Raw genomic sequence first — 21,528 nt, 5'->3', positions numbered from 1 at the left:
CAACCGGGCTGATTACGATCGACCGGGTTGATCACGATCAACTGGGTTGATCAGACAAGCTCGACGTCGACGACGCCGGGCGCGGCGCGAAGAGCGGCAGCAATCTCCGGAGTGATGCGGTATTTCTCCGACAGCGCCACTTCCACCTCGCGTTTGCCGTCCTCCTTGATGACGATGAAGGAAACGAGACCGTCGCCCTTGGCGTTCAGATGGCCGGCGACCATCTTCAGCGGCCCGGAATCTCTGATATAGACGCGCAGCGCCTTCTGCATCTGGAGCGACTTTTCCTCCAGCGACTGGATCGTCTGGATACGCAGACCGATGCCCTCCGGCCGCTCCTCACCGGTCGCGGTCAGCAGGAAGGATTTCCCGGACTCGAGCACGTCGCGATACTGGTTCAGCATCTCCGAAAACAGCACCGCCTCGAACTGGCCCGAGGAATCGGAAAAGACGATGATGCCCATCTTGTTGCCGGTGCGGGTCTTGCGCTCCTGCTTGGAGATGACGGTTCCGGCAAGGCGCGCATTGGCAGCCCCCTGCTTAATCGCCTGAGAAAACTCGGCAAAGGTCTGCACACGCATCTTCTGCAGGATGTTGTTGTAGGAATCGAGCGGGTGGGCCGTCAGATAGAAGCCCAGCACCTGGAATTCCTTGAGCAGACGCTCCGATGCCAGCCAGGGTGAATAGGGCGGCAAGGAGATCTTCTCCGGACCTGAGTTTAGTGCGCTGCCAAAAATGTCCGATTGACCGCTCAGCTTGTTTTCCTGGGCGCGCTGGGCATAACCGAGGATGCGGTCGAGGCCGGCGGCCAGCTGGGCGCGGTCCGTGCCAAAACAATCGAAGGCGCCGGCATAGATCAGGCTTTCGAGCACGCGGCGGTTCACTTGGCGCGGATCGATGCGCAGGCAGAAATCCTCGATGCTGGCAAAAGGCTTGTCGCCACGCATCTCGACGATGTGGTCGACGGCGGATTCGCCGACCCCTTTGAGGGCAGCCAGCGCATAGTAGATACGATTGTCGCCGGTCTCGAAATGGCGGAAGGAGGTCTGCACCGAAGGCGCGATCACCTCGATGCCGAGCCGCTTGGCGTCCTGTCGGAAATCATTGACCTTTTCCGTGTTGGACATGTCGAGCGTCATCGAGGCGGCGAGGAATTCGACGGGATAGTGCGCCTTCATGTAGGCCGTCTGGTAGGAGACGATGGCGTAGGCGGCGGCGTGCGACTTGTTGAAGCCGTAGTTTGCGAACTTCGCCAGGAGTTCGAAGATGTTGTCGGCTTGCGGCTTGGATACGCCGTTCTTGACGGCGCCGACGACGAAGCGTTCCCGCTGCTGGTCCATCTCCGCCTTGATCTTTTTACCCATGGCGCGGCGCAGAAGGTCGGCTTCGCCAAGCGAATAGCCCGACAGGACCTGGGCGATCTGCATCACCTGTTCCTGGTAGACAATGACGCCCTGCGTTTCCTTGAGCAGGTGGTCGATCATCGGATGGATCGATTCCAGCTCTTCGTCGCCGTGCTTGCGGGCATTGTAGGTCGGGATGTTCTCCATCGGGCCCGGGCGGTAAAGCGCCACCAGCGCGATGATATCCTCGATGCAGTCCGGCTTCATGCCGATCAGCGCCTTGCGCATGCCGGCACTTTCCACCTGGAACACGCCAACCGTCTCGCCGCGCGACAGCATCTCGTAGGTCGGCTTGTCGTCGAGAGGAATGGCCGCAAGATCGACTTTGATGCCGCGCTTGGCGACGAAATCGACGGCGACCTTCAGCACAGTCAGTGTCTTCAGACCGAGGAAGTCGAATTTGACGAGGCCGGCCTGCTCCACCCACTTCATGTTGAACTGGGTAACCGGCATGTCGGAGCGCGGATCGCGATACATCGGCACCAGCTTGGACAGCGGCCGGTCGCCGATGACGATGCCGGCGGCATGCGTCGAGGCGTGGCGATAAAGCCCTTCGATCTTCTGGGCGATGTCGAGCAAACGCGCCACCACCGGTTCTTTCGCCGCCTCCTCCTGCAGCTTCGGCTCCTCTTCGATCGCCTTTGAGAGTGGCGTCGGATTGGCGGGATTGTTCGGCACGAGTTTGCAGATTTTGTCGACCTGGCCGTAAGGCATTTCCAGCACGCGTCCGACGTCGCGAAGGGCGGCGCGCGCCTGCAGTGAACCGAAGGTGATGATCTGCGCCACCTGCTCGCGGCCATATTTCGCCTGGACGTAGCGGATCACCTCTTCGCGGCGGTCCTGGCAGAAGTCGATGTCGAAGTCAGGCATCGAGACGCGTTCCGGATTGAGGAAGCGCTCGAACAGCAGCGAAAACCTGAGCGGATCGACGTCGGTGATCGTCAAGGCATAGGCGACCAGCGAACCCGCGCCCGAGCCACGACCGGGACCGACGGGAATATCATGTTGCTTGGCCCATTTGATGAAGTCGGAAACGATCAGGAAGTAACCTGGGAAGCGCATGCGCTCGATGACGCCGAGCTCGAATTCCAGCCGCTCGCGATAATCCTTTTCCTCGTAACCGGGCGACATGCCGAGGGTCGAAAGCCGCATGTCCAGCCCTTCCACTGCCTGGCGGCGCAATTCGCCTGCCTCGGCGCGTTCCGCCTCCTCGGCATCGTCGGTGGCGCCCGTGAAACGCGGCAGAATCGGCTTTCGCGTTTTCAGCACGAAGGAGCAGCGCCTGGCGATCTCGATTGTGTTCTCAAGCGCTTCCGGCAGGTCGGAAAAGAGCTTGGCCATCTCGGCCCGGCTCTTCAGGTAGTGATCCGGAGTCAGGCGAAAACGGCTATCGTCGGAGACGATGGCGTTATGCGCAACCGCCATCAGCGCATCATGGGCGTCGTAATCGTCGCGGGTCGGAAAGAAGGCTTCGTTGGTGGCGACGAGCGGCAGGTCATGCGTGTAAGCAAGCCTGACGATCTTCTGTTCGTGCCGCCTGTCGTAGGTGCCGTGCCGCTGCAGCTCGACATAGAGTCTGTCGCCGAAGAGACGCTTCAGCGTGAGCAGCCGGGCTTCCGCCTGGGCGTGGTGACCTTCCCTGACAGCCGCGTCGACCGGCCCGGTCACCGCGCCGGTCAAGGCGATCAGCCCTTCCGTGCCTGCCTCTTCCAGCCAGGAAGCTCTGATATGAATGGCCTGGTTGCTATCGCCGCCGAGATAGGCGCGGCTGACGAGATCGACCAGCCTTTCGTAACCAGCCTCCGTCGCGGCAAGAAGAACGATCGACGGCAGCTTGATCAGGGCCGGCTGACCGCCGCGCTTTTCGCTTTCCAATCCGTCTTCCATGTCGATCGAGACCTGGCAGCCGATGATCGGCTGCAGGCCCTCGTCCATTGCCTTCTGGGAGAATTCAAGGGCGACGAAGAGATTATTGGTGTCGGTAATGGCGATCGCCGGCTGACTGTCGCCGGTCGCCTTGTAGAGGATCTTCTTCAGAGGCAGCGCGCCCTCAAGAAGCGAATAGGCGGAGTGGACCCTCAGGTGGATGAAGCCCGGCGTGCCGCCGGTCGCCTCACCCATTGAACCCTTTTCCGTCTCCGCCATGATATGCCTTCCCAATCAGCCGAAATGAATCGGATGCATTGTCGGCATTGAGGGCGATGATGTCCAGAAGAAGACCCGCGTGTGAACCGCATGACTGCCATGCGATCCCCTGAAAACTTTAGATCGCGATGACGATAAGCGAGAAGCTGGCAACGAACATTGCGATGGAGGTGAATGCTGCGATATCACGGATCATGTCAGTCATCTGGCTCTCCTTTACTCGTTATGTTTTCACTTTGTTCCATCTATGTTCCGATGTCAACAGGAATCTTTTCCTTCGCGCTTGCGTTTGAAAGATGCGGGTTCCGTGCTGCGAATCGAACAGCTTCAGCGCTGGCTTTGAACATGCTCCGCGCGACCGGCCCGACATCGCCTGCCGAACGGATCCATACAGCGCATCCGATGTCTGATGCACCTGCCCCAAGGCGATCGAGCAATGCTCGGCCTTTTGTACTTCTTATGTTCTCTGTCTTCTGCTATTTCCGTATCAGATGAGACAGGGAGGAAGATGATCATGCTCGACACCGCGGTGCTGAACGACTTCATCGTAGAGGCGAAAGCCGCGACCTATGTCGGCGGCGGTGTGCCTCGCCCGCCCTGCCGACCGGGTGCCCATGATATCGGCTACTTCAGCGGCGACTGGCGTTATCTGGACAGCTATTTCGGCGGCACCGATTTCGCCGGACAGGAAGTGGTTTGGTTTACCGGCGAACCCGTCTGGGCGATGAATTATTTCGGCTGCGTCGTCGCGTCCGATCTCATCGACGGCAGAGCCGCCGGGACCGTGATCAAGGCGGCGCTGTCGGCAATGTATCGGGAGGGCCGCTTTCTCGGCGGAATGGAATTCGATCATCCGTTCGGCCGCTATGTCGACCGCAGCGAAGGCGGCTGCGAGCGATTCAGTGGCCATGAATGCATCATGGTCGCCGGGCGGAAGGCTTATGTGCTCGATTACCGCGGCGGGCTGGTCGTCCCGTAGTCGAGCTAGAAGTCGACGACCTTGCCATCGGAGATCGTGACGCGCCGATCCATGCGGCCGGCGAGTTCGTGATTGTGAGTGGCGATGAGGGCGGCAAGGCCAGATTGGCGCACTAGCGCCTCCAGCGCATCGAAGACGTAGCTTGCCGTTTCCGGATCCAGATTGCCGGTCGGCTCGTCGGCAAGAAGCAGCGTCGGCGCATTGGCGACGGCGCGGGCGATCGCGACACGCTGCTGTTCGCCTCCTGAAAGCTCGGCCGGGCGATGCGAACCGCGATGGCCGATGCGCATATAGTCGAGGAGCTGACCGGCTCGCTCCTGGGCTTCCTTCCAGGACAGACCGGCGATCAGCTGCGGCATCATGATGTTCTCAAGCGCCGAAAATTCCGGCAGGAGATGGTGGAACTGGTAGACGAAGCCGATCTCGCGGCGGCGGATCGCCGTGCGCTTCTCGTCGGAAAGACCGTCACAGGCATGGCCGTTGATGGTGACTTCGCCGCCATCCGGATGCTCGAGCAGGCCTGCCACGTGCAGCAGCGTCGACTTGCCCGTGCCGGAGGGGGCGACGAGGGCGACGATCTCCCCTTTCGACAGCGAGAAATCTGCTCCCTTCAAGATCGTGAGCAGCGTATCACCCTGCCCGTAATGGCGCTCGACGCCGGTAAGCTTGAGGACGACGTTGCGGTTCATGAATGCGGCATTCCTTATTCGTAGCGCAGGGCCTGCACCGGATCGAGCCTGGAGGCGCGCCATGCCGGGAAGATGGTGGCGATGAAGGAGAGGCTGAGCGCCATGACGACCACCGAGATCGTTTCGCTGATATCCATCTCGGCCGGCAGCTGGCTGAGGAAATAGACCTGGGGATTGAAAATCACGGTGCCGGATATCCAGGAGAAGAACTGGCGGATGGATTCGATATTGACGCAGACGAGAACGCCGAGCAGCACACCGGCAAGAGTACCGACGATGCCGATGGCCGCCCCGGTCATGAAGAAGATGCGCATGATGGCGCCGGCGCTGGCGCCCATGGTGCGCAGGATGGCGATATCGCTGCCTTTGTCCTTCACCAGCATGATGAGGCCGGAGATGATGTTCAGCGCCGCCACCAGCACGATCAGCGTCAGGATCATGAACATGACGTTGCGCTCGACTTGCAGCGCCGAAAAGAAGGTCTGGTTGCGCTGGCGCCAGTCAGTGAGGTTGATCTGACGGCCTGCCGCTTCCTCCACTTTGGGCTTCAGAGCATCGATATCGTCGGGGTGATCGACGAAAAGCTCGATCGACTGCACCAGCCCCTCGGCATTGAAATAAAGCTGCGCCTCCTCGAGCGGCATGAAGATGATCGAGGAATCATATTCGGACATGCCGATCTCGAACAGCCCGGAGATCTTGTAGGACTTGACGCGCGGGCTGACGCCCATCGGCGTAATGTCACCATCCGGCGACGTCAGCGTAATCAGGTCGCCGACGCGCAGGCCGAGCTGGTCGGCCATGCGGGTGCCGATCAACACGCCTTGGCCGGAAGCAAAACCCACCATGTCGCCCGGGTTAATATGCTCAGAAACCGCTTTGAGTTTGGTCAGATCTTCCGCGCGGACACCGCGCACCAGCGCACCGGTGCTGCCGCCAGCCTGGGCGGAGGCGAGCACCTGGCCTTCGACCAGCGGCAGCGCCATCTTGACGCCGGGCACGGCGGCGAGCCTGCTGGCGAGATCCGCATAATCAGTGAAAGGTCCGTCGACCGGCTGCACGATCATATGACCGTTGATGCCGAGGATGCGCGAGACGAGTTCGGTGCGAAAGCCGTTCATGACGGCCATGACGATGATCAGCGTCGCAACGCCGAGCATGATGCCGACGAAGGAGAAGCCGGCGATGACCGAGATGAAGGCCTCCTTGCGGCGGGCGCGCAGATAACGCCACGCCACGAGGCGCTCAAAGGTGGAAAATGGCTTGCCAGCCGGACCCAAGCCGGATTTTGAACTCCGGTCCACTGCTGCCTCTGCCATTTCGCCTCCGTTTCCTTAAGCCACGAACCTGTTGATCGCCGCTTCGATGGTCATCGTTTCACGGGCGCCGGTCTTGCGGTCCTTCACTTCGACCTCGCCGTTCGCGACCGCACGCGGCCCGGCGATGATCTGGACAGGTACGCCGATCAGGTCGGCCGTCGCGAATTTCGTGCCGGCCCGGTCGTCGGTATCGTCATAGAGCACATCCTTGCCGGCCTTTTTCAGCGCGGCGTAGATCAGCTCGCAAGTATCGTCGCAGGCCTCATCGCCCACCTTCATGTTGATGACGACGACATCGAAGGGTGCGACCGATGCCGGCCAGATGATTCCGTTCTCATCATGCGATGCTTCGATGATGGCGGGAACAAGGCGTGTCGGACCGATACCGTAGGAACCCATGTGGACGAAATGTTCCTTGCCATCCGGTCCTTGCACTTTCGCGCCCATGGGCTCGGAATATTTCGTGCCAAAGTAAAAGATATGGCCAACCTCGATGCCGCGAGCGGAAAGGCGCTCGGCTTCGGGAACGGCGTTGAAGGCAGCCTCGTCGTGCATTTCCGAGGTGGCCGCATAGAGCGAGGTCCACTTGTCGAAGATCGCCTTCAGGCCTTCGACGCTGTCGAAATCGGTGTTTTCGCCGGGAATATCGAAACCGACGAAGTCCTTATGGCAGAAGACCTCGGATTCGCCGGTATCGGCGAGGATGATGAATTCATGGCTGAGATTGCCGCCAATCGGCCCGGTATCCGCGCGCATCGGGATGGCGCGAAGGCCAAGCCGATCGAATGTTCTGAGATAGGCGGCGAACATCTTATTATAGGAATGCTCCGCCCCTTCGCGCGTCAAATCGAAGGAATAAGCGTCCTTCATCATGAATTCGCGCGAGCGCATGGTGCCGAAGCGAGGCCGGATCTCGTCACGGAACTTCAGCTGGATGTGATAGAGATTGAGCGGCAGGTCCTTGTAGGATTTGACGGAGGAGCGGAAAATATCCGTCACCATCTCCTCGTTGGTGGGGCCGTAGAGCATCGGCCGGTCCTGGCGGTCCTTGATACGCAGCATCTCCTTGCCATAGGCATCATAACGGCCGCTTTCCTGCCAGAGCTCGGCCGATTGCAGGGTCGGCATCGAAAGCTCGATAGCTCCGGCGCGGTTCTGCTCCTCACGGATAATGGCGTTGACCTTGTCTAGCACACGCTTGCCGAGCGGCAACCAGGAATAGATGCCCTGAGACTGCTGGCGGATCATGCCGGCGCGCAGCATTAACCGATGGGAGACGATTTCCGCCTCCTTGGGGTTTTCCTTAAGGATGGGCATGAAGTAGCGAGACAGACGCATGGCGATTCCGGAGCAGTTGAGATCCCGCTGGCGAGCGGAATCGAAGATAGGTTGTGAATGTGGGAGCGTTCATAGCCGCTTCGCAGCGGGAAGGAAACCCGCAACTGCTGTCGGGCGCCTCCGGGACACGCTTGTTCGCACCCGCAAAATGAAAGGGCGTGAAAAAGTGCGTGTTTATAAGGACTTGAACGAAAATCTTGTCAACAGAAAAATTTTGCTGGCGTGTAGCAAAAATACAAAAAAAGCTAATGACAAAGCCCAATGTTTGGGCTAGCTTTAGCTCACAAAACAGGCAAGGAAGTTAATTCTTGCCATTTCGCGGTCAAGTCTTGGGAGGATCAGATCTTAGGCGCGCTCGTCGCAGCCCCGGCAACGGTTACAGATCACGCGATACTTAAAACAAGGCTTTTAGCCTTGTTTTTTTTTGGTTTTTCACCCTCTCCCCCCCTTCAAACTCCAGACGGCTTCCGTAAGGTGAGCCCCTCATTCCGTTAGGCGAGCGCTCTGACGCGCCAGCATGACGCCAACTGGACTTCCATGATAAGATTTGCATATGCTCAAAGTTTGAGCAAAAGCTATTTCAATAGAAGCTAGGCCCGAGTTGTGGAAGGGCGTCAAATCCCCAGCCGAAATAAGTGTCGCAGACATACCAGATGCCATAGATCAGCGCTGAGATCAGCGTCGTCAGCGAAAAGACGAAGGCGGCGCGAAAGCGGGTGGGCGCACTTGGCACGGTGCCGAGCACGACATCGTCGTCTTCCGCCTGGGTGCGCAGGCCGATCGGCAGAACGGCGAACAGCGTCATCCACCAGATGATGAAATAGACGGCGAATCCCTGAAGGAAGGTCTGGAGCATTATCTTTCCCGGTGGTGTCTTGCCGACAGAACGCGTGAAGCGCGGTGCCGCTTGGAGCTGGCGCACTTATACGGCGGAATAGCGTCCAACTCAAAGCGAACGCAACATTTCGCCGTCTTCGGGTCACTCTGCCGCAGCGAAAACGAGTCCGATTGTATTTGCTTTAGGCCTGTTCGAGTTCGATCAGCGTGCCGAAGAAATCCTTGGGGTGCAGAAAGAGCACCGGCTTGCCATGCGCGCCGGTCTTCGGCTGGCCGTCGCCAAGCACCCGCGCGCCGGCGACGACCAGTCGGTCACGGGCGAGGATGATATCGTCCACCTCGTAACAGATATGATGCATGCCGCCGGACGGGTTCTTTTCGAGGAAAGTTGCGATCGGCGAGTCTTGCCCGAGCGGCTGCAGCAATTCGACCTTGGTGTTCGGCAATTCGACGAAGACGACGGTGACCCCGTGTTCCGGCAGAGGCTGCGGCTGCGATACGGCGGCCCCCAGCGTGTCGCGATAAGCGGCCGTCGCCGCTGCGAGGTCGCGAACGGCTATGGCGATATGGTTCACTCGGCCGAGCATGGTCAGACCTTGGTGATGAAGGCGGTGACAAGGGGCTTTTTACCCCAGGCGTGATTTGCAGCTGCGCGGATGGCACGCCGCACGGCCTCCTGCAGCATGTCGATATCCTTGCGGCGGGCGCGCGGAATGCTTTCGATGGCGCTGATCGCCGCATCGTAGAGCGTATCTTCCATCTCCTCGCCTTCGTCATCATAAACCGGCAGGCCGATCGAGACGAGATCGGGATCGCCGAGAATGTCATACCGCGCGTCGAGCAAGACGTTTACCGCGACATGGCCGACATAGGAGAGTTTCTTGCGCTCGCCGATACCCATCTCATCGAAATCGCCGATCAGCAGGCCGTCCTTGTAGATCCGGCCATGCGGCGCTTCGCCGATCACCTCGACCGGACCTGGCGCCAGCCGCAGGATATCCCCGTTGCGCACCCGCGGGACGATCGCAATGCCGGATTGCTCGGCAAGCTCCTTATGCGCCGTCAGATGCGTCGCCTCGCCATGCACCGGCACGACGATTTTCGGCCGGGTCCACTCATACATCCTCTGCAACTCGTTGCGGCGCGGATGGCCGGAGACGTGGACGAGCGCCTCGGTATCGGTGATGATATGTACGCCCTGCTCGACAAGGCCGTTCTTGATATCCTGGATCGCCTTCTCGTTGCCGGGAATGGCGCGCGAGGAAAAGACGACGATATCGCCTGCCGCAAAGGCCACGTTGCGCATCTCGTCGCGGGAGAGCTTGGCAAGGGCGGCCCGCGCCTCACCCTGGCTGCCAGTCAGGATGACGACGACCTTGTCGCGCGGAATGTAACCGTACTCCTCCTCGGAAATGAAAGGTTTGACCCCTTCCATCAGGCCGATATCACTAGCGACATCGACGACGCGCTTCAGCGAACTGCCGAGCAGCAGCACTTCGCGGCCGGCCGCCTCGGCAGCCTCGGCTACGGTGCGAATACGCCCGACATTCGACGAGAAGGTGGTGATCGCCACCCGGCCCTCGGCATCCTCGATGATCTTGCGCAGGCTTTCCGACACATCTTTCTCGGAGGGCGAAACACCGTCGCGCAGGGCGTTGGTGGAATCGCACATCAGCGCCAGCACGCCCTCGTCGCCAAGCTGGCGGAAGCGCGTCTCATCGGTCAGCGGCCCGAGCGAAGGCTCGTGGTCGATCTTCCAGTCGCCGGTGTGGATAACGTTGCCGGCCGGCGTGCGGATCATCAGCGACATCGGCTCGGGAATCGAGTGATTGACGGCCACACCTTCGATGCTGAAGGGGCCGACATTGATCGTGTCGCCTGCCTTGAACGGCGTCACCGGCACTTCGCCGATCGTTGCCTTCTCGAAGTTGCGTTTGGCTTCGAGCAGACCCGATGTAAAGGCCGAGGCGAAAACCGGAACATTTAGGCCCGGCCAGAGGTCGGCAAGCGCCCCGTAATGGTCTTCATGGGCATGGGTAATGATAATCGCTTTGAGGTTCTTGCGCTCGCTGGCGAGGAAGCGGATATCGGGCAGAACGAGATCGACGCCCGGCAGGTCGGGTCCGGGGAAAGTGACGCCGCAGTCAACCATGATCCACTGGCGATGCTCGGGCGGGCCGTAGCCGTAAAGGGCAAGATTCATCCCGATCTCGCCGACGCCACCCAGAGGCAGGAATACCAATTCGTCCTGTTTCGCCATAATTTTCGTTTTTTCCGCTATCCAAAAAACACATCACCCGCGGCAATAGACATGACCGTGCCAGCGCCGGTATCGAGCATCAACAAGCCATTATCATCAATCCCGGCGAATTGTCCGGAAATCGACCGGTCCGGTAAATTGACCGTGATATTTTCCCCGACGCCGCAGGCGATGGCGCGCCAGCGCGCGGTGATCTCGGCAATGCCGCGGCCCTGATCCCATATTTCGAGCACATCCGCCGTCGCCGCGAAGAGATGGGCGAAGAGCTCCTCCGGCGACGCCGCGCTCGCATGCTCGCGCAGGCAGGTGACGGGATAGAGCGGATTGTCCGGCATGACCGAGACATTGATGCCGATGCCGACGATCAGCGCATAGCGGCCGTCCGGCAGCCTTTCGCCTTCGATCAGGATGCCGCAGGTCTTCTTTCTGCCGATGAGGACATCGTTCGGCCATTTGACCTCGAGCGGCTCGGCGCCCAGCGGCAGCACCCGGCGGATCGCCTGGTGAACGGCAACGGCGATTGCCAGCGGCAGCGAGCCGAGGCGCTCCATCGGCGCCGGGTCGATCAGCAGAAGAGAGGCGTAGAGATTGCCGCGTTCGGAAACCCAGAGCCTGCCGCGACGGCCGCGGCCGCCGGTCTGCCTCTCGGCCGTCACCCAGAGATTGCCGGGATCCCCCGCCCGGGCTCGGGCGAGGCATTCGCTGTTGGTGGACGATGTTTCCGACAGAGCCTCATGCCTGATATCGCCGAGCGATATCCGGCGCCGTCCGTCGGAGGCCATCAGAAGAGCGTCGCGGCGGCAAGCTCTGCCGCGCCGCCGATCGGGCCGCCGATGAGGACATAAGCGGTGACGAAGAGACCGGAGAGACCGAAGACCAGCCGCAGGGCGCCGGAGACACGGGCGAATTCGCCGGTCGCTTCATCGAACCACATCAGCTTGATGACGCGCAGATAATAATAGGCGCCGACGACCGAGGCGAGAACGCCGATGATGGCGAGCGCATAAAGCTTGGCTTCGATGGCGGCGACGAAAACGAAGTACTTGGCGAAGAAGCCTGCCAGCGGCGGGATGCCGGCGAGCGAGAACATCAGCGCCGTCAGCACGACGGCCATGAACGGGTTTGTCGTGGAGAGGCCGGCGAGATCGTCGACGTTTTCGACGACGGTGCCGTCCTTGCGGCGCATCGACATGATGATTGCAAAGGTGCCGAGCGTCATGATCATGTAAATGACCATGTAAAGCATGACGCCGGAAACACCGGTCTGATTGCCGGCAGCTAGGCCGACCAACGCATAACCCATGTGGCCGATCGAAGAATAGGCCATCAGCCGCTTGATGTTCTTCTGACCGATCGCGGCAAAGGAGCCGAGCAGCATCGAGGCGATCGAGATGAAGACGACCACCTGCTGCCAGTCGGCCAGAACCGGCTGGAAGGCGGTGATGACCATGCGTGTCATCATCGCCATGGCGGCAACCTTGGGGGCTGCGGCAAGGAAGGCGGTGACCGGCGTCGGCGCGCCTTCATAAACATCCGGCGTCCACATGTGGAACGGAACGGCCGAGATCTTGAAGGCGATGCCGGCGAGGATGAAGACCAGGCCGAAGATGAGGCCGAGCGACCGTGCGCCCTCGACGGACAGCGCCTGGGCAATTTCGGCGAAATGGGTGTGACCGGTGAAGCCATAGACCAGCGACATGCCGTAGAGCAGCATGCCGGATGACAGTGCGCCGAGCACGAAATATTTGAGACCGGCCTCGGTCGACTTCAGGCTGTCGCGGTTGATCGCGGCGACGACATAAAGCGCCAGCGACTGCAGTTCCAGCGCAAGATAGAGCGAGATCAGGTCGTTGGCCGAGATCATCAGCAGGATGCCGAGAGTCGCCAGCAGCAGGAGAACCGGGAACTCGAACTTGTCGAGCTGATTTTCGCGGGCATGCCCCATCGTCATGAACAGAGCGACCAGCGAACCGAGGAGCGCCACCAGCTTCATGAAGCGCGAGAAGCCGTCGGCCATGTAGACGCCGCCGAAGGCGAGGCCTTCCGCCGGCACGAAGAGCAGCCACAGACCGGATGCGAGCAGCAGCACGATGGCGAGGCCGGTGACGACAAGGCCCGACCGCTCGCCTGAGAAGACGCCGACCATCAACAGGACCAGGGCGCCGACCGCGAGGATGAGCTCCGGCGCGGAAAGATGCAGACTGAGGAGAATTGTTTCAGCGGTCATGTCCGATAAGTCCCGTCATCATTTCATAGACAGCGCAACGTTCTGCGCTGCGTGCACGGCGGCCGTGTAGTTGTTGACCAGCAGATCCACCGAGGCGGCCGTCGCATCGAAGACCGGAGCCGGATAAACGCCGAAGAAGATGGTCAGCGCGACCAGCGGATAAAGGATCAGCTGTTCGCGTCTGGAAAGATCGAGCAGCGCCTTCAGCTTTTCCTTCTCCAGCGCGCCGAAAATTACCCGGCGATAGAGCCAGAGCGCATAGGCGGCCGAGAGAATGACGCCGGTGGCGGCAAAGAGCGCGACCCAGGTGTTGACCCGGAAGACGCCGATCAGCGTCAGGAATTCGCCGATGAAGCCAGACGTGCCGGGAAGCCCGACATTGGCCATGGTGAAGACCATCATCGCCACGGCATATTTCGGCATGTTGTTGACGAGGCCGCCATAGGCGTTGATCTCGCGGGTATGGGTACGGTCGTAGACGACGCCGACGCAGAGGAAGAGCGCGCCGGAGACGATGCCGTGCGACAGCATCTGGAAGATCGACCCCTGAACACCCTGCATGTTGGCGGCGAAGATGCCCATGGTCACGTAGCCCATATGCGCCACGGAGGAATAGGCGATCAGTTTCTTCATGTCGTCCTGCATCATCGCTACCAGCGAGGTGTAGATGATGGCGATGACCGACATGGCGAAGACGAGCGGCGCAAAATAATCGGACGCGACCGGGAACATGCCGAGCGAGAAGCGGATGAGACCGTAGCCGCCGAGCTTCAGGAGCACGCCGGCAAGGATCACCGAGCCTGCCGTCGGCGCCTGAACGTGCGCATCCGGAAGCCAGGTATGAACGGGCCACATCGGCATCTTCACTGCGAAAGAGGCAAAGAAGGCAAGCCAGAGCCAGGTCTGCAGCGCCGGCGGGAACTTGTAGGCGAGCAGCGCGGTGATGTCGGTCGTGCCGGCCTGCCAGTACATCGCCATGATGGCGAGCAGCATCAGCACCGAGCCGAGCAGCGTATAGAGGAAGAACTTGTAGCTCGCATAGACGCGATCCTTGCCGCCCCAGACTCCGATGATCAGGAACATCGGGATGAGGCCCGCCTCGAAGAAGACGTAGAAGAGCACGATATCGAGCGCGACGAAAACGCCGACCATCATCGTTTCGAGGATGAGGAAGGCGATCATGTATTCCTTCAGGCGCCTCTCGATCGAGAGCCAGCTCGCCAGCACGCAGAAGGGCATGAGGAAGGTCGTCAGGATGACGAACAGCATAGAGATGCCGTCGACGCCGACGTGGTAGCCAATGCCGGTGCCGAGCCAGTCATGCTTCTCGACCATCTGAAAGCCTGGATTGGCATTGTCGAAGCCGATCCAGATGACGAGCGAGACGATGAAGGTGAAGACGGTGGTGATCAGCGATATCCCCAGCACGTTTCTCCGGCCGCTTTCGCTGTCGCCATTCATCAAGAGCAGGAGCACCACGCCGGCGAGCGGCAGGAAGGTGACCGTTGAAAGAATAGGCCAATCGGTCATCAGAAGGAACTCCCGAGCATCATCCAGGTAACGAGCGCCGCAATGCCGAGCAGCATGGCGAAGGCATAGTGATAGAGGTAACCGGTCTGCAGGCGGACCACGCGATCGGTGACGGCGACGACGCGGGCGGCGACACCGTTCGGCCCGTAGGTATCGATGACGCCGACGTCACCCTTCTTCCACAGGAAGCGGCCGAGCGCCCTTGCCGTGCGGACGAACAGGAAGTCGTAGAGTTCGTCGAAATACCACTTGTTGAGCAGGAAATGGTAGAGCACCCGGTGCTGCTTGGCGAGGACGCGCGGCGTCTGCGGCGAGCGGATATACATGTACCAGGCAATGACGAAACCCAGCACCATAGCGATGAAGGGGCTTAAGCCGACAAGCGTGGGTACATGATGGAACTGTTCGAGGAGTTCGTTTTCGGCACCGGTAAAGAGCGCGCCCTTCCAGAACTCGGCATATTCCTCGCCGTAGAACCGGCCTTCGAAGATCACGCCCGCAAATATGGCGCCGAGCGCAAGGATATAGAGCGGCACCAGCATGACCTGGGGCGACTCGTGGACGTGGTGCATGACCTCATGCGAAGCGCGCGGCTTGCCGAAGAAGGTCATGAAGATCAGGCGCCAGGAGTAGAAGCTGGTAAATAGAGCCGCAATGACCAGCAGCGAGAAGGCGAAGCCCGAGACCGGCGAATGCGATGCGTAGGTCGCCTCGATGATCACGTCCTTGGAGAAGAAGCCGGCAAGGCCGAACGGCGTGAAGGGAATGCCGACGCCGGTGATCGCCAGCGTGCCGATGATCATGAGGCCGGCGGTAACTTTGATGTGCGGATACAGGCCGCCCATGTGGCGCATGTCCTGCTCGCCGTCGACGGCGTGGATGACCGAGCCGGCACAGAGGAAGAGCAGCGCCTTGAAGAAGGCATGCGTGAAGAGATGGAAGATCGCCGCGCCGTAAGCCCCTACCCCGAGCGCCACGAACATGTAGCCGAGCTGCGAGCAGGTGGAATAGGCGATGACGCGCTTAATGTCGTTCTGCACCAGGCCGACGGTTGCCGCGAAGAAGGCGGTGATCGCGCCGATCACGGTGACGACCGTGAGCGCATCCGGCGACAGTTCGAACAGCGGCGACATGCGGGCGACGAGGAAGACGCCGGCGGTGACCATGGTCGCGGCATGGATGAGGGCCGAGACCGGGGTCGGGCCTTCCATCGCGTCCGGGAGCCAGGTGTGCAGCAGGAACTGCGCCGACTTGCCCATTGCGCCCATGAACAGCAGCAGGCAGATGCCGGTCAGCGCGTGCGCATTGTCGAGCTGCATGCCGAAGAGGTTGAGGATCACTTCGCTCGCCTCACCGCCGCCTTCATGCGGGGCGAAATTCGATGCATTGGCGAAGATCGTATCGAGGTTAATCGAACCAAACAGCACGAAGACACCGGCAATGCCCAGCACGAAACCGAAGTCGCCGACGCGGTTGACGATGAAAGCCTTCATCGCCGCGGCCGTCGCCGACGGCTTCTTGAACCAGAAGCCGATCAGAAGATAGGAGGCGAGACCGACGCCTTCCCAGCCGAAGAACATCTGCGCCAGGTTGTCGGCCGTCACCAGCATCAGCATGGCGAAGGTGAAGAGCGAGAGATAGGCAAAGAAGCGCGGGCGATGCGGATCGGTATGCATGTAGCCGATCGAATAGATATGCACCAAGGTCGAGACCGTGTTGACGACGATCAGCATGACTGAGGTCAGCGTATCCACGCGCAGCGACCAGGAGACGTCGACGCCGCCGGACTGGATCCAGCGCAGCACCTCGACCTTGATCGGCCCGCCTTCAAGATGGCCCATGCCAACGTTGAAGAAGACGATCCACGACAGGATGCCGGCGATGATCATCAGGCCGCTGGTTACATATTCCGAGGCCTTGGCGCCGATGGCGCGGCCGAAAAGGCCGGCGACGATCGCGCCAATCAAGGGAAGAAAGACAATAGCCTTATAGAGGAACATGAGCCACTCAGCCCTTCATCATATTGACGTCTTCGACCGCGATCGAGCCGCGGTTGCGGTAGAAGACAACGAGAATTGCAAGACCGATCGCCGCTTCGGCAGCCGCGACCGTCAGAATGAACAGCGCGAAGACCTGGCCGACAATGTCGTTCAGGAAGGAAGAGAAGGCGACCATGTTGATGTTGACGGCAAGCAGGATCAGTTCGACCGACATCAGGATGACGATGACGTTCTTCCGGTTCAGGAAGATGCCGAAGACGCCGAGCGTGAAGAGGATGGCGCTGACCGTCAGGTAGTGGGAAAGACCGATGACCATGTTCTTTGTTCCTTGACCTGCCTTTAGACGCCCTGCCCCGGCTTGACCGTAACCACCTCGACGGCGGTGGCGGGCGTGCGGGCAACCTGCCTGGAAATATTCTGCCGCTTGATGTTGGTGCGATGCCTCAGCGTCAGCACGATCGCGCCGATCATGGCGACCAGCAGCACCAGGCCGGCAATCTGGAAGAAATAGACGTAGTTGGTGTAAAGCACGTCGCCGAGAGCGGCCGTATTGGTGCGCTCGGTCAGTGCCGGGATCGGCATGGCGACTGATTTGGCGATCTCAGGCGAGATGACGCTGCCGCCGATGACGACGATCAGTTCGGCCGCCAGGATGATCCCGATCAATCCGCCGATCGGCGCATATTCGAGCACGCCTGCCCTCAATTCGGTGAAGTCGATGTCGAGCATCATCACTACGAAGAGGAAGAGGACGGCGACGGCGCCGACATAGACGACGAGCAGGATCATCGCCAGGAACTCGGCGCCGAGCAGCAGGAACAGGCCGGCCGCGTTGAAGAACACCAGGATCAGAAACAAAACCGAGTGAACCGGGTTCTTCGCCCAGATGACCATGAACGCCGACGCCACCGCGACAAAGGCGAAAAGATAGAAAAATAGAGCCTGCAGACCCATGTTGGTGCCTTTTTCATCTTCCCCCGGGCAGCCGGGAATTTTCCCTGCCCGATGGAGCTTCGCGGCACTCGCCGGCAAAGCTCCTGTGCATATTGACCGTGACAGGAGCGAGCAGCTCCACCGCGGCGTTTCAGATCTCAATCAGCGGTACGGCGAGTCGATCGCGATGTTGCGGGCGATTTCGCGCTCCCACCGGTCCCCGTTATCGAGAAGGCGCGCCTTGTCGAAATAGAGCTCTTCGCGGGTTTCCGTCGCAAATTCGAAATTCGGACCTTCGACGATCGCGTCGACCGGGCAGGCTTCCTGGCAGAAGCCGCAATAGATGCACTTCACCATGTCGATGTCGTAGCGCACGGTGCGGCGCGTGCCGTCGTTGCGGCGCGGACCGGCCTCGATGGTGATCGCCTGGGCTGGACAGATCGCCTCGCAGAGCTTGCAGGCAATGCAGCGTTCCTCGCCGTTCGGATAACGGCGCAGCGCATGCTCGCCGCGGAAGCGCGGGGAGACCGGACCCTTTTCGAAGGGATAGTTGATGGTCGCCTTCTGGCGGAAGAAATAGCGCATCGACAGAAAGAACGCGCCGAAGAATTCCTTGAGGAACAGCGAGTTGATGGAGCTGGACAAGCTTGCCATCTTCAACCTCCAATTTTGCCGGAAACGAGAGCTGGGATCATTACGCCCATCCCATCAGTTTCAGCACGAATGCAACGATGATGACCATGGCGAGCGACAGCGGCAGGAAGACCTTCCAGCCGAGGCGCATGAGCTGGTCGTAGCGGTAGCGCGGGACGAAGGCCTTGACCATCGCGAACATGAAGAACACGAAGCATGCCTTCAGCATGAACCAGATAATGCCCGGGACCCAATTGAGAATCCAGATATCGACAGGAGGCAGCCAGCCGCCGAGGAAGAGGATCGTCGTCAGCGAGCACATCAGGCAGACGGCCGCATATTCGCCGAGCATGAACATCATGTATGGCGAGGAACCGTACTCGACCATGAAGCCGGCGACGAGTTCCGATTCGGCTTCCGGAAGGTCGAAAGGCGGACGGTTCGTCTCGGCGAGCGCCGAGATGAAGAAGACGATGAACATCGGGAACAGCGACAGCCAGTGCCAGTCGAGAAACGAGGCCGGCAGGCCGAGCATGGTGCCGAGGCCGGTATGCTGCGCATTGACGATGTCGGTCAGGTTGAGCGAGCCGACGCAGAGCAGAACGGTGACGATGACGAAGCCGATCGAGACTTCATAGGACACCATCTGTGCGGCCGAGCGCAGCGCGCCGAGGAAGGGATACTTCGAATTCGAAGCCCAGCCGCCCATGATGATCCCGTAGACTTCAAGCGAGGAGATCGCGAAGATATAGAGAATGCCGACATTGATGTTGGCGATCACCCAGCCATCAGCGAGCGGCACCACCGCCCAGGTGGACAGCGCCAACAGCACGGTCACCAGCGGGGCCAGCAGGAACACCGCCTTGTTGGCGCCGGCCGGAATGATCGGCTCCTTGAACACGAACTTCAGAAGGTCGGCGAAGGACTGGAACAGGCCGAAGGGACCGACAACGTTCGGGCCGCGGCGCAGCTGCACGGCCGCCCAAATCTTGCGGTCGGCAAGCAGCACGTAAGCGATGAAGACGAGCAGGCAGACGAGAAGCAGCAGCGACTGACCGATCATGATGATCCCCGGCCAGACATAGGTTGAGAAGAAAGAATCCATGAGTTCCTGCCCTTACTCTGCCGCGACTTTGAAGTTGTTGCGGGCCAATGCCGAGCACTCGGCCATGACAGCCGAGGCGCGCGCTATCGGGTTCGTCAAATAGAAGTCTTTGACCGGCGACGCAAACCCTGACTTGTTCATCTTGCCGGCTTTTTTCGCGACTGCGGCAATTTGGGCGCTATCGGTTTCGGCGATCTCGTCGATGGCGGCGAAATGCGGGAAAGCGGCATAGAGCCGGCCGCGCAACTCACTCAGTGAATCGAAGGGAAGCTTCTTGCCGAGCACGTCGGACAGCGCACGGATGATCGCCCAATCCTCACGGGCATCGCCCGGCGCAAAGCCTGCGCGATTGCCCATCTGGACGCGGCCTTCGGTGTTGACCCAGGTGCCGGACTTTTCGGTATAGGCTGCGGCCGGCAGGATGACGTCGGCATGGTGCGCGCCGTTATCGCCATGCGAGCCGATATAGACGGTGAGCTTGGCCTTCTTGGCGGTGAAGTCGAGTTCATCGGCGCCGAGCAGGAAGAGCACCTCCATCGACTGCAGCATTTCAGCGGCATTGACGCCCGCAGCACCCGGCACGAAGCCGAGATCAAGGCCGCCGACACGCGAGGCAGCGGTGTGGAGGACGGCGAAGCCGTTCCAGCCTTCGACGACCGCACCGACCGAACCGGCAAGCTTGGCGGCACTTGCGAGAACACCGGCGCCATCGCTGCGCGACAGCGCGCCCTGGCCGATGATGATCATCGGCTTGGCGGCGTTCTTCAGGACGTTCGCGAAGGCATGGCCGCCATCGACCAGATCCTTGAGCGTGTCGGGTCCGCCGCCGAGATAGTCATAGCTGTAACGCAGTTCACTGGGCTCGCCGATCACGCCGATCGGGAACTTGCCGCGACGCCAGCGCTTGCGGATGCGGGCGTTGAGAATAGCCGCCTCGAAACGCGGATTGGCGCCGATGATCAGCAGCGCGTCGGCCTGGTCGATGCCCGCAATCGTCGGGTTGAAGAGGTAGCTTGCACGGCCGAGCGACGGATCGAGTGCCGTCCCATCCTGGCGACAGTCGAGATTAGCCGATCCCAGTGCCTTGACCAGCTCGGAGAGCGCATACATTTCCTCGACGGAAGCGAGATCGCCAGCGATCGCGCCGATCTTTTCGCCTGAAGTGGCGCTGACAGCAGCCTTGATGGCGCCGAAGGCCTCGGCCCAGCTGGCCGGCTGCAGGCGGCCGTCGCGGCGGACGTAAGGCCGGTCGAGGCGCTGCGTCTTCAAACCGTCCCAGATGAAGCGGCTCTTGTCGGAAATCCACTCCTCGTTGATCACCTCGTTGACGCGCGGCAGGATGCGCATGACTTCACGGCCACGGGTGTCGACGCGGATCGCCGAACCGACGGCATCCATGACGTCGATCGACTCGGTCTTGTTCAATTCCCAGGGGCGGGCGGTGAAGGCGAAGGGCTTGGAGGTGAGCGCGCCGACCGGGCAGAGGTCGACGACGTTGCCCTGCAGTTCGGAGGTCATCGCCTGTTCGAGATAGGTGGTGATCTCGGCATCCTCGCCGCGACCGATCAGGCCGAGTTCGGAAATGCCGGCAACCTCGGTGGTGAAGCGGACGCAGCGCGTGCAATGGATGCAGCGGTTCATCACCGTCTTGACGAGCGGGCCGATATACTTGTCCTCGACTGCGCGCTTGTCTTCCTGGTAGCGCGAGGTGTCGATGCCGAATGCCATCGCCTGATCCTGCAGGTCGCATTCGCCGCCCTGGTCGCAGATCGGGCAGTCGAGCGGATGGTTGATCAGCAGGAACTCCATCACGCCTTCACGGGCCTTCTTGACCATCGGCGTGTTGGTGAAGACCTCGGGCAGTTCGCCATTCGGGCCGCCGCGGATGTCGCGCACGCTCATGGCGCAGGAAGCCTGCGGCTTCGGCGGTCCGCCCTTCACCTCGACAAGGCACATGCGGCAGTTGCCGGCAACCGACAGGCGCTCGTGGAAGCAGAAGCGCGGAACTTCAGCGCCGGCATCCTCACACGCCTGCAATAGCGTGAAATGATCCGGAACTTCGATCTCGTTGCCGTCAATCTTCAGTTTTGCCATCGTCGCTCAGTCCTGTTTCCCGTTTGCCTGATGACG

At 60.7% G+C, this 21,528-nt stretch carries 17 protein-coding genes; 1 reads left to right on the top strand and 16 read right to left on the bottom strand.

All coding sequences use genetic code 11. From position 1 onward, the window contains the following. Nucleotides 1-50: 50 nt before the first annotated feature. On the bottom strand, nt 51-3,548 hold the full coding sequence (gene dnaE / locus HJB91_RS23370) for a DNA polymerase III subunit alpha (RefSeq protein ID WP_221147469.1): 3,498 nt from the start codon (nt 3,546-3,548) through the stop codon (nt 51-53). Between the two features lie 514 nt (nt 3,549-4,062). Between dnaE and HJB91_RS23365 the strand changes: the two genes are divergently transcribed. Next, entirely contained in the window at nt 4,063-4,527 is a 465-nt protein-coding gene (locus HJB91_RS23365) for a DUF5680 domain-containing protein (RefSeq protein WP_210628275.1), read from the top strand. Between the two features lie 5 nt (nt 4,528-4,532). Here the strand turns inward: HJB91_RS23365 and HJB91_RS23360 are convergent, their stop codons facing one another. The 15 genes from HJB91_RS23360 to nuoG form a co-directional block, all read right to left on the bottom strand. After that, on the bottom strand, nt 4,533-5,216 hold the full coding sequence (locus HJB91_RS23360; RefSeq protein WP_210628276.1) for an ABC transporter ATP-binding protein: 684 nt from the start codon (nt 5,214-5,216) through the stop codon (nt 4,533-4,535). A 14-nt stretch (nt 5,217-5,230) separates the two neighbouring features. After that, entirely contained in the window at nt 5,231-6,535 is a 1,305-nt protein-coding gene (locus HJB91_RS23355) for a lipoprotein-releasing ABC transporter permease subunit (protein WP_210628277.1), read from the bottom strand. 15 nt (nt 6,536-6,550) lie between these two features. Next, complete coding sequence (gene proS / locus HJB91_RS23350) at nt 6,551-7,873, bottom strand: proline--tRNA ligase (RefSeq protein ID WP_210628278.1); 1,323 nt, start codon at nt 7,871-7,873, stop codon at nt 6,551-6,553. A 580-nt stretch (nt 7,874-8,453) separates the two neighbouring features. Then, a complete protein-coding gene (locus HJB91_RS23345) occupies nt 8,454-8,729 on the bottom strand; it encodes a DUF1467 family protein (protein ID WP_210628279.1) in 276 nt (91 codons plus the stop codon). 163 nt (nt 8,730-8,892) lie between these two features. Beyond that, entirely contained in the window at nt 8,893-9,297 is a 405-nt protein-coding gene (mce, locus tag HJB91_RS23340) for a methylmalonyl-CoA epimerase (RefSeq protein WP_210628280.1), read from the bottom strand. A 2-nt stretch (nt 9,298-9,299) separates the two neighbouring features. Beyond that, nucleotides 9,300-10,970 (bottom strand): ribonuclease J, encoded by a 1,671-nt coding sequence (locus HJB91_RS23335; RefSeq protein WP_221147470.1) that lies wholly within the window; start codon nt 10,968-10,970, stop codon nt 9,300-9,302. Nucleotides 10,971-10,987: 17 nt separating this feature from the next. Next, entirely contained in the window at nt 10,988-11,752 is a 765-nt protein-coding gene (locus HJB91_RS23330) for a biotin--[acetyl-CoA-carboxylase] ligase (RefSeq protein ID WP_210628282.1), read from the bottom strand. Continuing rightward, complete coding sequence (nuoN, locus tag HJB91_RS23325) at nt 11,752-13,197, bottom strand: NADH-quinone oxidoreductase subunit NuoN (RefSeq protein ID WP_210628283.1); 1,446 nt, start codon at nt 13,195-13,197, stop codon at nt 11,752-11,754. Before nuoN ends, HJB91_RS23330 begins: the two co-directional genes overlap by 1 nt. Nucleotides 13,198-13,215: 18 nt before the next feature. Beyond that, complete coding sequence (locus HJB91_RS23320) at nt 13,216-14,727, bottom strand: NADH-quinone oxidoreductase subunit M (RefSeq protein ID WP_221155974.1); 1,512 nt, start codon at nt 14,725-14,727, stop codon at nt 13,216-13,218. Continuing rightward, entirely contained in the window at nt 14,727-16,727 is a 2,001-nt protein-coding gene (nuoL, locus tag HJB91_RS23315; protein ID WP_221155973.1) for an NADH-quinone oxidoreductase subunit L, read from the bottom strand. The genes HJB91_RS23320 and nuoL overlap by 1 nt, the downstream gene beginning before the upstream one ends. Nucleotides 16,728-16,734: 7 nt before the next feature. Next, nucleotides 16,735-17,043 carry an NADH-quinone oxidoreductase subunit NuoK gene (gene nuoK / locus HJB91_RS23310; protein WP_003587269.1) on the bottom strand — a complete coding sequence of 103 codons (309 nt, stop codon included), beginning with the start codon at nt 17,041-17,043 and terminating at the stop codon, nt 16,735-16,737. Between the two features lie 23 nt (nt 17,044-17,066). Continuing rightward, the gene (locus HJB91_RS23305) at nt 17,067-17,681 is read right to left on the bottom strand and encodes an NADH-quinone oxidoreductase subunit J (protein WP_184452956.1); all 615 of its coding nucleotides are present in this window, start codon (nt 17,679-17,681) and stop codon (nt 17,067-17,069) included. Nucleotides 17,682-17,822: 141 nt separating this feature from the next. Continuing rightward, nucleotides 17,823-18,314 carry an NADH-quinone oxidoreductase subunit NuoI gene (nuoI, locus tag HJB91_RS23300; protein WP_004680064.1) on the bottom strand — a complete coding sequence of 164 codons (492 nt, stop codon included), beginning with the start codon at nt 18,312-18,314 and terminating at the stop codon, nt 17,823-17,825. 40 nt (nt 18,315-18,354) lie between these two features. Continuing rightward, entirely contained in the window at nt 18,355-19,398 is a 1,044-nt protein-coding gene (gene nuoH, locus HJB91_RS23295; protein ID WP_210628287.1) for an NADH-quinone oxidoreductase subunit NuoH, read from the bottom strand. Nucleotides 19,399-19,410: 12 nt separating this feature from the next. Continuing rightward, nucleotides 19,411-21,492, bottom strand: coding sequence for an NADH-quinone oxidoreductase subunit NuoG (gene nuoG, locus HJB91_RS23290; protein WP_210628288.1), 2,082 nt, complete (start codon nt 21,490-21,492; stop codon nt 19,411-19,413). Nucleotides 21,493-21,528 lie beyond the last annotated feature (36 nt).

Source organism: Rhizobium sp. NLR10b, assembly GCF_019685435.1.
GTDB lineage: Bacteria > Pseudomonadota > Alphaproteobacteria > Rhizobiales > Rhizobiaceae > Rhizobium.
This window is presented reverse-complemented; position numbering and strand designations above follow the sequence as displayed.

Bases quoted from the DNA above. Each gene is read 5' to 3' on its own strand.
- dnaE (WP_221147469.1), bottom strand. From the start codon at position 3,548: ATGGCGGAGACGGAAAAGGGTTCAATGGGTGAGGCGACCGGCGGCACG.
- HJB91_RS23365 (WP_210628275.1), top strand. From the start codon at position 4,063: ATGCTCGACACCGCGGTGCTGAACGACTTCATCGTAGAGGCGAAAGCC.
- HJB91_RS23360 (WP_210628276.1), bottom strand. From the start codon at position 5,216: ATGAACCGCAACGTCGTCCTCAAGCTTACCGGCGTCGAGCGCCATTAC.
- HJB91_RS23355 (WP_210628277.1), bottom strand. From the start codon at position 6,535: ATGGCAGAGGCAGCAGTGGACCGGAGTTCAAAATCCGGCTTGGGTCCG.
- proS (WP_210628278.1), bottom strand. From the start codon at position 7,873: ATGCGTCTGTCTCGCTACTTCATGCCCATCCTTAAGGAAAACCCCAAG.
- HJB91_RS23345 (WP_210628279.1), bottom strand. From the start codon at position 8,729: ATGCTCCAGACCTTCCTTCAGGGATTCGCCGTCTATTTCATCATCTGG.
- mce (WP_210628280.1), bottom strand. From the start codon at position 9,297: ATGCTCGGCCGAGTGAACCATATCGCCATAGCCGTTCGCGACCTCGCA.
- HJB91_RS23335 (WP_221147470.1), bottom strand. From the start codon at position 10,970: ATGGCGAAACAGGACGAATTGGTATTCCTGCCTCTGGGTGGCGTCGGC.
- HJB91_RS23330 (WP_210628282.1), bottom strand. From the start codon at position 11,752: ATGGCCTCCGACGGACGGCGCCGGATATCGCTCGGCGATATCAGGCAT.
- nuoN (WP_210628283.1), bottom strand. From the start codon at position 13,197: ATGACCGCTGAAACAATTCTCCTCAGTCTGCATCTTTCCGCGCCGGAG.
- HJB91_RS23320 (WP_221155974.1), bottom strand. From the start codon at position 14,727: ATGACCGATTGGCCTATTCTTTCAACGGTCACCTTCCTGCCGCTCGCC.
- nuoL (WP_221155973.1), bottom strand. From the start codon at position 16,727: ATGTTCCTCTATAAGGCTATTGTCTTTCTTCCCTTGATTGGCGCGATC.
- nuoK (WP_003587269.1), bottom strand. From the start codon at position 17,043: ATGGTCATCGGTCTTTCCCACTACCTGACGGTCAGCGCCATCCTCTTC.
- HJB91_RS23305 (WP_184452956.1), bottom strand. From the start codon at position 17,681: ATGGGTCTGCAGGCTCTATTTTTCTATCTTTTCGCCTTTGTCGCGGTG.
- nuoI (WP_004680064.1), bottom strand. From the start codon at position 18,314: ATGGCAAGCTTGTCCAGCTCCATCAACTCGCTGTTCCTCAAGGAATTC.
- nuoH (WP_210628287.1), bottom strand. From the start codon at position 19,398: ATGGATTCTTTCTTCTCAACCTATGTCTGGCCGGGGATCATCATGATC.
- nuoG (WP_210628288.1), bottom strand. From the start codon at position 21,492: ATGGCAAAACTGAAGATTGACGGCAACGAGATCGAAGTTCCGGATCAT.